General features: G+C 23.4%; 11 protein-coding genes, 1 tRNA gene and 1 other RNA gene. 4 read left to right on the top strand and 9 right to left on the bottom strand.

The window, feature by feature from the left end; all coding sequences use genetic code 11:
- Positions 1-46: 46 nt before the first annotated feature.
- Positions 47-122: transfer RNA gene (locus SSDC_RS01725), tRNA-Thr, on the bottom strand.
- A 378-nt stretch (positions 123-500) separates the two neighbouring features.
- Positions 501-1,112 (bottom strand): glutathione S-transferase N-terminal domain-containing protein, encoded by a 612-nt coding sequence (locus tag SSDC_RS01720; RefSeq protein WP_020915591.1) that lies wholly within the window; start codon positions 1,110-1,112, stop codon positions 501-503.
- A gap of 188 nt (positions 1,113-1,300) precedes the next feature.
- Here SSDC_RS01720 and aspS point away from each other — a divergent pair, with 188 nt between their 5' ends.
- Positions 1,301-3,088 carry an aspartate--tRNA ligase gene (gene aspS / locus SSDC_RS01715; RefSeq protein WP_041193058.1) on the top strand — a complete coding sequence of 596 codons (1,788 nt, stop codon included), beginning with the start codon at positions 1,301-1,303 and terminating at the stop codon, positions 3,086-3,088.
- A 52-nt stretch (positions 3,089-3,140) separates the two neighbouring features.
- On the opposite strand, the gene frr is transcribed toward aspS, so the two are convergent.
- From frr to rpsB, 4 genes are all read right to left on the bottom strand, one after another.
- Positions 3,141-3,701, bottom strand: coding sequence for a ribosome recycling factor (frr, locus tag SSDC_RS01710; RefSeq protein ID WP_020915589.1), 561 nt, complete (start codon positions 3,699-3,701; stop codon positions 3,141-3,143).
- Positions 3,702-3,780: 79 nt separating this feature from the next.
- Positions 3,781-4,497, bottom strand: a complete 717-nt coding sequence (gene pyrH, locus SSDC_RS01705) for a UMP kinase (RefSeq protein WP_020915588.1) — start codon at positions 4,495-4,497, stop codon at positions 3,781-3,783.
- Between the two features lie 55 nt (positions 4,498-4,552).
- A complete protein-coding gene (tsf, locus tag SSDC_RS01700) occupies positions 4,553-5,377 on the bottom strand; it encodes a translation elongation factor Ts (RefSeq protein WP_020915587.1) in 825 nt (274 codons plus the stop codon).
- A gap of 38 nt (positions 5,378-5,415) precedes the next feature.
- A complete protein-coding gene (gene rpsB, locus SSDC_RS01695) occupies positions 5,416-6,111 on the bottom strand; it encodes a 30S ribosomal protein S2 (RefSeq protein ID WP_020915586.1) in 696 nt (231 codons plus the stop codon).
- A 293-nt stretch (positions 6,112-6,404) separates the two neighbouring features.
- On the opposite strand from rpsB, the gene map reads away from it, so the two are divergent.
- On the top strand, positions 6,405-7,217 hold the full coding sequence (map, locus tag SSDC_RS01690; RefSeq protein WP_020915585.1) for a type I methionyl aminopeptidase: 813 nt from the start codon (positions 6,405-6,407) through the stop codon (positions 7,215-7,217).
- On the opposite strand, the gene ygfZ is transcribed toward map, so the two are convergent.
- On the bottom strand, positions 7,214-8,263 hold the full coding sequence (ygfZ, locus tag SSDC_RS01685; RefSeq protein ID WP_020915584.1) for a CAF17-like 4Fe-4S cluster assembly/insertion protein YgfZ: 1,050 nt from the start codon (positions 8,261-8,263) through the stop codon (positions 7,214-7,216). The genes map and ygfZ overlap by 4 nt on opposite strands.
- Before the next feature lie 189 nt (positions 8,264-8,452).
- On the opposite strand from ygfZ, the gene tmk reads away from it, so the two are divergent.
- Positions 8,453-9,103 (top strand): dTMP kinase, encoded by a 651-nt coding sequence (tmk, locus tag SSDC_RS01680; RefSeq protein ID WP_020915583.1) that lies wholly within the window; start codon positions 8,453-8,455, stop codon positions 9,101-9,103.
- Complete coding sequence (locus SSDC_RS01675) at positions 9,100-10,128, top strand: DNA polymerase III subunit delta' (RefSeq protein ID WP_020915582.1); 1,029 nt, start codon at positions 9,100-9,102, stop codon at positions 10,126-10,128. The genes tmk and SSDC_RS01675 overlap by 4 nt, the downstream gene beginning before the upstream one ends.
- Positions 10,129-10,137: 9 nt before the next feature.
- Here SSDC_RS01675 and rnpB read toward each other — a convergent pair.
- Positions 10,138-10,459, bottom strand: an RNA gene (gene rnpB / locus SSDC_RS02015) — RNase P RNA component class A.
- A 70-nt stretch (positions 10,460-10,529) separates the two neighbouring features.
- Positions 10,530-13,175: an alanine--tRNA ligase gene (gene alaS, locus SSDC_RS01670; RefSeq protein WP_020915581.1), complete on the bottom strand. Its 2,646-nt coding sequence runs from the start codon at positions 13,173-13,175 to the stop codon at positions 10,530-10,532.
- Positions 13,176-13,306: the final 131 nt, after the last annotated feature.

The raw sequence follows: 13,306 nt of genomic DNA, 5'->3' as shown, positions 1-13,306 counted from the left end.
TTTATAAAATTAATAAAAAATAATTTTTAAGAATTTTTATTTATTTTGGTGCTGGCTGTAGGACTTGAACCTACTACCCCCTGATTACAAGTCAGGCGCTCTACCAGATGAGCTAAGCCAGCATTACATTTTTAAATTATATAAAACTTATGGTATAAATATTTTTTCAATAATACCATTAAAATATAAATTAAAGAAACAAAATTTTTATTTAAATTTAAGTTATAGTTTTATAGTTATCAGCCGCACTAATATTTAGTATATTTTTTAACAACAAATTTTAATAGTATAGTATGATGGTATAATTTTTATTAATACACTAATTAATATAATAATACACTAATTAATATAATAATACACTAATTAATATAATAATACACTAATTAATATAATTTAATGTAAATCTTACATGAGAAATATTTTGTAATATTTTCTATTATAAAATGATATCTTAAAAATGCAAAAATAAAATAAAAATAAAATATTTTTTATAAAATTAGTTATTTACGCATAATTTTTTCTGCTGGAGTTAGAGACTCCATATAAGATGGACGAGAAAAAATTCTTTCAGCATATTTTATTAAAGGAGAAGCGGATTTTGATAAATTTATACCATAATAATCAAGACGCCATAATAAGGGAGCTATTACCACATCTAACATTGAAAATTCATCACCTAACATATATTTATTCTTTAAAAACAATGGAGCTAAAGTGATTAAACGATCACGAATTTCTTCTCGTGCTCTTTTATATCCTTTTATGGAGGTTTTATTTCTTTCATTTTCTAACATATATAAATGAATAAATATTTCTTTTTCAAAATTTAATAACATTAATCTAGCTCTAGCTCTCATTAATGGATCTGATGACATTAATTGAGGATAAGGAAAGCGTTCATCAATATATTCATTAATAATATTTGACTCATATAAAATTAGATCACGTTCAACTAATATAGGTACTTGACCATATGGATTCATTCTAAAAATATTATCTGGTTTATTGAAAAGATCAATATCACGAATCTCGAAATCCATTCCTTTCTCAAATAAAACTAAACGACATCTTTGAGAAAATGGACAAGTTGTTCCTGAATATAAAACCATCATACTTTTATACCCCAACAAATAAAATTTATACAAATATTTACTAGTAAAACAAAAAAATTAACTTTATAAATAAATTTAATTTAAATTGTTAATTTAAATTTATATTAAGTGTATAATAAAAACATAATTTTAAATAAATTTTAAATTATTATCAATAAATTTAATTTTTGAATAAGTATGTTAATAACATGAGAACACATTATTGCGGCAATATCACGGAAAAATTACTTGACCAGGTTATTAGTTTGTGTGGATGGGTACATCGTAAACGTAATCATGGTGGAATTATTTTTATAGATTTACGTGATTATACAGGATTAGTTCAGATAGTTTTCGATCCGAATGATATAAAAATATATAAAATTGCTAAAATCATTCGTAATGAATTTTGTTTACAAATTATTGGAAAAGTGTGTAGCAGACCTAATAAAACTAATAATACTAATTTAATATCTGGAAATATTGAAATATTATGCAGGGAATTAAAAATATTAAATTCCTCAATTACTCTTCCATTTCAAATAGACGAAAAAAATATATTAGAAGTTACTAATTTAAAATATCGTGTACTTTATTTGCGTTATAAACATATGCAAAAAAATTTACGATTACGATATAAGGTAACAATGGAAGTAAGAAAATTTTTAGATTCTAAGAAATTTATTGAGATTGAAACCCCTATATTAAGTAAATCAACGCCAGAAGGTGCGCGTGATTATTTAGTCCCGTCACGAATCAACCCAGGAGAATTTTTTGCTCTTCCACAATCCCCTCAATTATTTAAACAATTATTAATGGTTGCAAATTTTGATCGTTATTATCAAATTACAAAATGCTTTCGTGATGAAGATTTAAGATCTGATCGTCAACCTGAGTTTACGCAAATTGATTGTGAAACTTCATTTATGAACGAGGAAGAAATACGAAATCTTTTTGAAGAAATGATTCGTGTTATTTTTTATAAAACACTTAATATTAAATTACCAAATCCATTTCCAGTTATTGAATGGTCTACTGCTATAAAATTATATGGATCAGATAAACCAGATATGTGTATAAAATTAATTTTTACAGATTTAACAAATATAATGAAAGATTCTGATTTTAAACTTTTTTCTAAAATTGCTAACATGAAAAATGGCCGCATAATTGGTTTAAAAATACCCGGTGGATTTTCTATCTCACGTAATGAAATAAATTATTATACACAATTTGTAAAAACTTATGGCGCAAAAGGACTAACATACATTAAAATTCATAAAATTTCTAAAGAATTTGATGGTTTAAAATCTCCAATTATTAAATATTTTAATAATTTAATTTTAGAAAAAATTATTAATAAAACAGAGGCACAAAATGGTGATATAATTTTTTTAGGGGGTGACGAAAAAAATATTGTTAATAATTTTATGAGTGCATTACGTATTAAAATAGGTTATAGTGATTTTGGAAAAAGAAATAATATATTAAATAATAAGTGGCATCCTTTATGGGTTATTAATTTTCCAATGTTTAAATATGATAAAATTAATAATAATTGGATAGCAAGACACCACCCTTTTACTGCCCCAAAGGATGGGTATGAAGATTTTATTATTACTAATCCAGAAAAGATTTTTTCTAAGGCTTATGATCTTATAATTAATGGTTGGGAAATAGGAGGAGGGTCAATTCGTATTCATGATGCAGAAATACAAAAAAAGATATTTAAAGTATTAAATATTGATAATAAAATTGTAAAAACTCAATTTGGATTTTTACTTAATTCATTAAAATATGGAGCACCCCCGCATGGAGGAATAGCATTTGGGTTGGATCGTTTAATTACAATAATGACAGGATCTAAGTCTATTCGTGATGTAATTGCTTTTCCAAAAACTCAAAGTGCACAATGTTTACTTACAAATGCACCATCTATTGTTGATGAAAAACAATTAAATGAATTAAATATTTTATATAAAAAAACAAAAAATTAATCAAAATATTTATTAATTAAATTTTTAAAAAAAATAATTTTTAAAAATATAATCACAATGTTAATATTTCTTTTTCTTTATTAATTAATAGTTGATTTATTTCTAAAATAAATTTATCAGTTAGTTTTTGTATATCATATTGAGCTCTATACTCATTATCTACAGATAAAATTTTATTTTTAAGTAATTTCTTTAAGTTTTCGTTAGAATCTCTTCTTATTTTTCTAATAGAAATTTTAGTTTCTTCTGTTATATTTTTTATTAATTTCACAATTTCTTCTCTTCGTTCTTTTGTTAATGGAGGAATTGATACATAAATTATATTACCTTGAATTGTTGGATTTAATCCTAAATTAGCTTCATTAATTGCTTTTTTTATAATAGAGCTCATTTCTTTTTCGAAAGGTTGTATACTTATAGTATGTGAATTAAATAAAGTAATATTTGCAATTTTTAATAATTTCGTTAAATGTTCATGATATTTTACTTGAATATTATCTAACATACCTATGTTAGCACGTCCAGTTCGAACTTTTTTTAAATTTTCTTTTAAAATTTTTATAGTATTTAACATTTTTTGTTTTGTATTTTTTTTTATATCACTAATTATCATAATATAAATTTCCTAAGATTAAATTTAAATTTTATAAAACTAAACTAATAAAATAGTTTTTATATTAAATCATAAAAAATTATACATAAACTAAAGTACCTTCATTTTTTCCTTCTATTACTCGTTTTAATGCTCCTGATTTAATAATTGAAAAAACTCTAATAGGTAATTTTTGATCACGACAAAAAGAAAATGCAGTTGAATCCATAATTTCCAATTTTTTAGAAATTACCTCGTCAAAAGTAATTTTTTTATAAATAATTGCAGATAAACATTTATTTGGATCAAAATTATAAATTCCATCAACTTTAGTTGCTTTAAGTATAATTTCTGCTTTAATTTCTGCTGCTCTTAACGCTGCAGTAGTATCTGTTGTAAAAAATGGATTTCCTGTTCCTCCAGCAAAAATCACAACCTTTCCTTCTTCTAAATATTTAATTGCATTTAAAGGAATATATGATTCTAAAAATTTTTCAATACTAATAGCAGACATTACATGGGATATAATTCCAGATTTATTTAATATATCAAATAATGCTAAAGAATTAATAATTGTAGCCAACATTCCCATATAATCAGCAGTAGAGCGATCTATATTTTGTATTTTATTTGAAATACCTCTACAAATATTACCACCACCAATTACAATAGCTAGTTCTATTCCACAAGAAACAATTTCTGATATTTCAGAAATTATATTTTTAATGATAGAAGAATTAATATTATAAGCATCCCCCTTCATTAATGCTTCGCCTGATAATTTAAGAAGAACACGTTTATAAATAGGTTTTATCATATATAAATTAAATAATGCTATTATAAAATTTTAATATGTAATTTTTAAAAATTAATTATAAATCTTCACCAAGAACAAATATTGAAAAGGATTTTATAGTAATTTTATTTAATTTTAACATTTTTTCAATAGTTTGTTTATTATTTTTAATGAAAATTTGATTTAATAATGATACTTCTTTAAAAAATTTTTGCATAAAATTATCAATAATTTTTGTATTTAAATTTATAGATTTACCTAATTGTTGTGCTTTTAATACCGCAAGAGAATATTCTTTTTCAATTATTTTTTTAGGTATTTGGTCCGAAGATAATGCAATTGGTTTCATGGCGGCAATATGCATTGCAACGTCTTTTACTGCTGATTCATTATCTCCATTATATTCGACAATAACTCCAATTTTATTGTCGTGTAAATAAGAAATTAAATTATTATTTGTTTTAAATAATTTAAAACGACGTATTTTTATATTTTCACCAATACGACTAATTAATTCTTTACATTTTTCATCAACAGTTAATAAATTATTTTTTATTTTTAAGTTATTAAGTTGATCTAAATTAATTGGTGTATTTTCTGTAATTAATTTAGCAATTTTTTTAGAAAATTTAATAAATTCATTATTTTTTGCAACAAAATCAGTCTCACAATTTATCTCAACTAAAGAACCCACTTTTTCAGAAATATAGATTGCTATTACTCCATCTTTAGCGTTTCTATTTGATATATTTAATATTTTTTTACCTAATTTAATACGTAATATTTCTTCAGCTTTAGATAATTTACCATTAGCTTCTATTAATGCTTTTTTACATTCCATAATAGGAGCTAATGTTTTTGAACGCAATTCTCCAACCGTTTTGGCTGAAATTTTTATCATTATATTTTTCCTATAAAATTTATTTCACAATATATTATTTATTTTATTAATTTATTTGCATGAACACCATCTAAAAAAGCATCAACAATTCCTTTGGTATATAAAGCAATTGATTTTGCTGAATCATCGTTTCCAGGGATCACATAATTAATTCCATCTGGAGAATGATTAGTATCAACTACGCCAATTATTGGAATATTAAGTTTGATCGCCTCAGAAACAGCTCCTTTATGATAACCAACATCAATTATAAAAATAGCATCTGGAATAATGTTCATATTTTTAATACCACCAATAACTCTATTTAATTTTATTTGTTTTCTATAAAATAATAGTGCTTCTTTTTTACTCAGTTTTCTAATTGAACCATTAGTAATGAATAAATCCATTTCCTTTAAACGTTGAATTGATGTTTTTATAGTTTTAAAATTAGTTAATAAACCACCAAGCCAACGTTGATCAATAAATGGCATACCTGCTCGTACTGCTTCATTGGCTATGACACCCCGAGCCTGACGTTTTGTTCCGACAAACAAAAGTGTACCTTTACTAAATCCTAATTGATAAATATATCTTATAGCTTTTTCATACATATACAGAGTTTTTTCAAGATTTATGATATGAATTTTATTACGATGACCAAAAATATAAGATGACATTTTTGGGTTCCAAAAACGAGTTTGATGTCCAAAATGAACACCAGCTTCTAACATTTCACGTATTGTAATTGACATAATTGTATTCCAAAATTGTTAATATTATTAGATAAATTTTTAAATATTATTTTAAGATTAGAAATATTATTTTAGTCATATTATGTTGAAAATAGTTTTTTATAATCTTTATAAATTTTACACTTATTTTAAATATATATATATTATATAGGATACATTCTTCAAAAGAATAAGTTTTAATTTTAATTAAAATATATATTCTATAAATATATTGACTTAATATGAAATTATTTAAACAGTTATTTTTTTATAGTTTTTTAAAAATTTTTATTACTATTTAGAATATTAAATATATGCATAAAATCTCAATTAAAAATGATAATGACATAAAAGGAATGCGTATAGCAGGAAAATTAAGCGCAGAAGTTTTGGATTATATTGCTCCTTTTATTAAGCCAGGTGTTACTACAGAAGAAATTAATGAAATTTGTCATAATTATATGGTTAATATACAAAATACTATACCAGCTCCTTTAAATTATTGTCCCCAAAAAGGGGGTATACCATTTCCAAAATCAATTTGTACTTCTGTTAATGATGTAGTTTGCCATGGTATACCTGGAAATAAAATTCTTAAAAAGGGAGATATTTTAAATATTGATATTACTGTTATTAAAAATGGTTATTATGGTGATACTAGTAGAATGTTCTATGTTGGAGAACCCTCTTTAGTAGCAAAACGTTTAAGTGATATTTCTTTTGAGTGTATGTGGATTGGAATTGTAAAAATTAAACCAGGAATACATTTAGGTGATATAGGATATGCAATTCAAAAACATGCAGAAAAATATGGATATAGTGTAGTACGTGAATTTTGTGGACATGGAATTGGAAAAAATTTTCATGAAGAACCAAGGGTTATGAATTATGGAATTCCTGGAACGTTAGAAAAACTAAAAACTGGAATGATATTTACCGTAGAACCCATGATTAATGAAGGAAGAAAAGAAATAAAAGAAATGAGTGATGGATGGACTATTAAAACTAAAGACAGAAGTCTTTCAGCGCAATGGGAGCATACTGTATTAGTTACCAAAAATGGTTTTGAAGTTTTAACAATATCTCCTAATATGCCTTATCCTTCTAAATGTATTATAAATACTTAAATATTTACTATTAAATATGGTAATCTTTGAAATTTTAATAACAATTTATGAACTAAATTAATATAAATTTTTTTTTTATTTTTTACATAATCTAGCCTAACTTTAACGAGGCAATAAATTTTATTAGTTTCTATTTTTACAGAATTAACAATTTTCCCACAAGGTTTTGTTGAATTTTCTTCAGAAAAAATATTAACACCTGGTTTAATAAGAAAAATAAAATCTTTATTTTCGTTAGTTAAATTAATTACAGCTAACATCATACGATATTTTATTTTATGCAAATATTGAATACGAGCAATAATTTCCTGGCCTGGATAACAACCTTTTTTAAAATCAATTCCACCAATTAATTCAAAATTAATCATTTGGGGTATAAATTTTTCTTTTGTTTCTAAGGTAATTTGAGGTATTCCAGATTTTATATCACAAAATGACCATTCAAATGAATTAGCTATAGGAAATTTTTTACTTAATATTTCCCATATTTTAATTCCGATAATATTATTTTTAGTTATCCATTGATAACGTGGAATTTGATTAAAATCAGTTATTCGTATTAAAGTACCAAATATATTATCAATTTTATCATAAGGTTTTTTTGGTAAATTTTGAAACCAAGTTTGTAAAAAATATGCCATTTTTTTTCCAATTAAACCAAATATAAGATGTTTATGAGTAATATCTTTTAATTTAACCTTAGAACGTAAAATAAAAATTTTTATTTTTTTGTGAACTGATGGTAATAATTCATATGGTAATAAAAGTACAATTTTATTATTAATTTTCCAAAGAATCATAGTAACTAATAACTTACCTTTTGATGAGCAATAGCCAGATAATTGTGTTTTTTCTGTATTTAAATATTTGACGTTATTTGTTAATTGATTATGTAAAAATGAAGTAGAATCATGACCACTAAATTCCAATAATCCGAAATTAGTTAAAGGAATAAAAAAATTTTTAATATTATTTTTAACGCATTTACAAAATAATTTATTTTGTAAAAAAATCCAATTCTTATTGAAAAATTTATTTTTTTTCATAAATTTTATTTACCTTTTAAAATTATTAATAACAAAAAATTTTTTATTAAATTAATTTTTATTTAATAAAAAATTTTATACAGTATAATTTATTTAAAAATTTAAATTTATTAAATAAAAAAAATTATTTTTATTTAATAAATTTTAAAAAAAACTAAACTAAATAATTTTTCTAAAAATTTTATAAAAATGAAAATTAAATATAATTATCAATTTTTTTCTAAATTTATTACTTTTGAAGGAATTGATGGATCAGGAAAATCAACACACATCAAGTATGTTATAGAATTATTAAAAAAATTTAATATAAATGTGATTTTTACAAGAGAACCTGGGGGGACTCCATTAGGAGAAGTATTACGTAATTTATTATTAAATAAACTAATGCATCCAGAAACGGAAACATTATTAATGTTTGCCGCAAGACGTGAACATATTTCAAGAGTAATTAAACCTGCATTAAAAAAAGGAATATGTGTTATTTCAGATCGTTTTACTGACTCTAGTTTTGCGTATCAAGGAGGAGGTAGAAGAATTTTACGAAATAAAATTAAAATACTAGAAAAATGGGTTCATCCAAATATAAAACCAGATTTAACATTATTATTTGATTTACCATTAGAAGTAGCAAAAAATAGATTAAATATAATAAAGTCTTTAGATAAATTTGAATCAAAAAAAAATGATTTTTTTCATTCTGTTCGAATGGAATATTTACGTCTCGCAAAAAAATTTCCAATGCGTTTTAGAATAATTAACTCAAATGAATCTATTATAAATATAGAAAATCAATTACAAAAATTTTTATTATATTTTCTTCGCGAAAATAATATACAATGAAAAATAACAATGACAATAATATGCTTTATCCTTGGCAACATGATAGTTGGAGAAAATTACAAAAATTAAGATTATATTTACCTCATACTATATTATTCTATGGGGAAAAAGGGATTGGAAAAAAATATTTAATAGATATTTTTATACAATCATTGTTATGTGAAAATTTTGATGAAAATAATTATATTTGTAATAAATGTAATTCTTGCGTATGGTTTTTAAAAAAAAATCATCCAGATTTTAGATATGTACATCCAGAAATATTTGAAAAATCATTATTAGATAATCACAAAAAAAATGAAAGTTTAAATAATAAATCTAAAGAAATTAAAATTAATCAAATTAGAGAATTATCAAATTTTATAAATATTTCTAATCATTATTCTAAAATACGTATTGTGTTATTACACCCAGCTGATTCATTAAATAATAATGCAGCTAATGCATTATTAAAAATGCTAGAAGAGTCTCCATTGAATAGTTTTTTTATTCTTTTATGTGATAAAATTGATAGTTTATTAAAAACGATTTTATCTAGATGTTATAAATTTATATTAAAATCACCTAGTAGAGATGAATCATTAGAATGGCTTAAACAACAAAATGTTTCCAATCCTGATATTTTATTATCAGAACAAGGGGGGGGGCCATTGATAGTATTTAATAATGCAAAAAACAAAAAATATAATTTATTGATTAATAAATTGAAAGAATTTTTGATGGAAGCTGATATAGAATATGCATTAAATATTTCCGAAAAATTACAAAAAATACCTATTCTTATAATTTTTGAATGGATTCAACGTTGGGTATATGATTTATTTCTATTAAAAATAACTAATACCAATCGTTATTACCCTCATTATAAAAATCAATTAAATCAATTAAAAGAAAAAACTGATCAATATAGACTTTTATATGTTTTAAGAAAATTTCATGAAAAACGATTAATTATAAATAATTCATTTTCATCAAATCTTTTAATAAAAGATATATTATTGACTTATATTGAAATCTTTTATTAATTTTATTTCTTTTGAAGCAAGCTTATAGGCCGGATTTTGTTTTAACAGTTGTTATGACAGTCATTCTTCTAGATGTTAAATTACTTTAACATTCAAGCTCCCTACCCGTACGCTCCGCGAGCAACATCAATGCGTACTATTTGGAATTGCTCCAGATGGAGGTTACCGCGTTTCACCGTAATTTAAATACGCTCGTCTCTGTGGTCCTATTCCTCGCCTTATACTTTAGTTTTCGGCGGACGGCTGTTAGCCGCCATCTTGCTCTATGGAGTCCGGACCTTCCTCTCGTTATAATTTTATTAAAATAACCAGCGACTGTCTAGCTTGCTTCTTTATTATTATATAAGATAAAATAGAATTTATTTTATATAATATTTTTATGAAATTACTTTTTATTTTTATTAATTAAAATTATTTTTTTTTATCCAATTTATTACATTTTTTGTAATATATTTAAAATTTTTATCTTTGCTTCCTGTTCCCTGGGCTGTATTTGGATTACCTCCTCCTTTTCCCCCAATTTGTTTTATAATAAAATTTATTAATTCATTAGCTTTTATTTTATTAACTAAATCTGGGGTTACGCTAGCAAATAAATTATTTTTTTTTTCTTTTATGGTAATAAAAAAAAATATAGTATATTTCAATTGATTTTTTAATTCATTTACTATTTTATTTATAGGTAAGTTATATACATTATCTAATGTTGATATTAATACTTTAATACCATTTATATTAATTACATTAGGTAATAAACTTTTAATTTTATTTAACATAAATTGAAATCTAATTTTATATAATTCACTTTCAAATAGTTTAATATTATTTTTCATATCTATGATATGTTTTTTAATTTCTCCAGGGGGTAATTTTAATTCAGAAGTAATTTCATAAAAAATATTGCTTAATTTTTGCATTACTAATAATGCTTTTTCACCAGTTACTGCTTCAATACGTCTTACTCCAGAAGAAATTCCATTTTCTGAAATTATTTTAAATAATCCAATATCTCCTGTATATTTAACGTGTGTTCCTCCGCATAATTCAATAGATTTTCCAATTGATACAACTCTTACTTTTTTATCATATTTTTTATTAAATAATCTTATTGCTCCAAAATTAATTGCATCATTAAATGACATTAATTTAATTTTTATAGGATTATTTTCTAAAATTTCTTTATTTACAATTTTTTCAATTTTTTGAATATTTTTATGACTTATTGGTTTATTGTAATTAAAATCAAAACGAATTTTCTTAGAATTTATAAATGATCCTTTTTGTATTATATCTTCTCCTAAAACTTCACGTAAAGCTCTATTTAATAAATGTGTGCCTGAATGATTTCTAGTAATTTTTTTACGATAAGATGTATCAATCGATGCTACAACATTGTTATTAATATTTAATATCCCGTATTTTAAAATACCATAATGACATATAATATTTTTTTTTATTTTTTTTGTATTATTAACTACAAATAGTGCAAAATCATTTTTTATAGTTCCTATGTCACCGGCTTGCCCACCAGATTCAGCATAAAACGGAGTAATATCTAATATGATTAAAGCCTCTTGATTAATATTTATTGTTTTTACTGAATTAGTGTCGATATATAATCCTATTATTTTGGATGTATATGTTTTTAATTTATAACCAATAAATTTAGTTTCTTGATCAATAATATAATTATTATTTATGTTTAATTTAATATCTTTAAATTTACTATTTAAACGTGCATTATTACGTTGTTTTTCCATTTCAAGTATAAAATCATTTTTATTAAAAGAAACATTATGTTCTTTACAAATGTCAATAGTTAAATCTATTGGAAAACCATAAGTATCATAAAGTATAAATGCAAGTTTTCCATCTAATTTATCTGGTTTTGTTAATAAAATATTTTCTAATATTTTTATTCCATATTTTAAGGTTTTTCTGAAGCATTCTTCCTCTTTTTTAAGAATTTCTTCTATTTTAATTACAGATATTTTTAATTCTTTATAAATTATATAGGTATTAAAAATTAAATCTTTAACTAATTTATAAAGAAATATTGAATTTTGACCTAATTTATATCCATGACGAATAGCTCGACGAATAATTCTTCTTAATACATAACCTCTTCCTTCATTTCCTGGAAAAACGCCATCAATAATTAAAAAAACACAAGCTCTAATGTGATCTGCAATTACCTTTAAAGAATTATTTTTTAAATTATTACAATTAGTTTCACGTGCAGCAGCTTTAATTAATGTTTTGAATAAATCGGTCTCATAATTATTATAAACATTTTGTAATATGGATGCTAAACGTTCTAATCCCATTCCAGTATCCACACAATATTTTGGTAATTTTGTTAATTTAATAGATCCAGTTTTTGGATTAATTTCTTTATTAAATTGCATAAATACATTATTCCATATTTCAATATAACGATTACCAAAATTTTCTTTACTTCCGGGTGGATTTCCATGGAATGTAGAACCACAATCATAAAATATCTCAGAACAAGGACCACAAGGTCCAGTATCAGACATTTGCCAAAAATTATCAGATGTGTATAATGGTGAATTTTTTTTATCACCAATGCGTATTACACGTTCTTTTGGTACACCAATTTTATTGGTCCATATATTATATGTTTCATCGTCTGTTATGTACACTGTAATCCATAATCTTTCGATTGATAAACCATAAATTTGAGTTAATAATTCCCAGGTCCATTGAAGAGATTCATATTTAAAATAATCTCCAAATGACCAATTACCTAACATTTGAAAAAATGTATGATGATAATTTGTGTATCCCACATTTTCTAAATCATTATGTTTACCTCCGGCACGAAGACAGCGTTGTATTGAGGTGGCGCGTAAATAATTACGCTTTTCTATTCCAAGAAATACATCTTTAAATTGTACCATACCAGAATTTGTAAATAATAATGATGAATCATTATCGGGTATTAAGCTAGAAGAAGGAACGATAGTGTGTCCTTTTGATTTAAAAAAACTTAGAAACTTATTGCAGATCTCAATTGATTTCATAATTTATAAATTAAATATCAAATTAATAATAAAAGTTATATTGTTTATCATAAAATAAAAATTTTATTTGTACAAAATTTACTTAATATTTAAATGTATTGTTATTTGCAATTAACCTTGAAAAATAATAC

This window comes from Candidatus Profftella armatura, from assembly GCF_000441555.1.
Classification (GTDB): domain Bacteria; phylum Pseudomonadota; class Gammaproteobacteria; order Burkholderiales; family Burkholderiaceae; genus Profftella; species Profftella armatura.
Note: the sequence above shows the minus strand (reverse complement) of the source record. Positions and strands in the feature narration are given on the sequence as shown.

Bases quoted from the DNA above. Each gene is read 5' to 3' on its own strand.
- SSDC_RS01720 (WP_020915591.1), bottom strand. From the start codon at position 1,112: ATGATGGTTTTATATTCAGGAACAACTTGTCCATTTTCTCAAAGATGT.
- aspS (WP_041193058.1), top strand. From the start codon at position 1,301: ATGAGAACACATTATTGCGGCAATATCACGGAAAAATTACTTGACCAG.
- frr (WP_020915589.1), bottom strand. From the start codon at position 3,701: ATGATAATTAGTGATATAAAAAAAAATACAAAACAAAAAATGTTAAAT.
- pyrH (WP_020915588.1), bottom strand. From the start codon at position 4,497: ATGATAAAACCTATTTATAAACGTGTTCTTCTTAAATTATCAGGCGAA.
- tsf (WP_020915587.1), bottom strand. From the start codon at position 5,377: ATGATAAAAATTTCAGCCAAAACGGTTGGAGAATTGCGTTCAAAAACA.
- rpsB (WP_020915586.1), bottom strand. From the start codon at position 6,111: ATGTCAATTACAATACGTGAAATGTTAGAAGCTGGTGTTCATTTTGGA.
- map (WP_020915585.1), top strand. From the start codon at position 6,405: ATGCATAAAATCTCAATTAAAAATGATAATGACATAAAAGGAATGCGT.
- ygfZ (WP_020915584.1), bottom strand. From the start codon at position 8,263: ATGAAAAAAAATAAATTTTTCAATAAGAATTGGATTTTTTTACAAAAT.
- tmk (WP_020915583.1), top strand. From the start codon at position 8,453: ATGAAAATTAAATATAATTATCAATTTTTTTCTAAATTTATTACTTTT.
- SSDC_RS01675 (WP_020915582.1), top strand. From the start codon at position 9,100: ATGAAAAATAACAATGACAATAATATGCTTTATCCTTGGCAACATGAT.
- alaS (WP_020915581.1), bottom strand. From the start codon at position 13,175: ATGAAATCAATTGAGATCTGCAATAAGTTTCTAAGTTTTTTTAAATCA.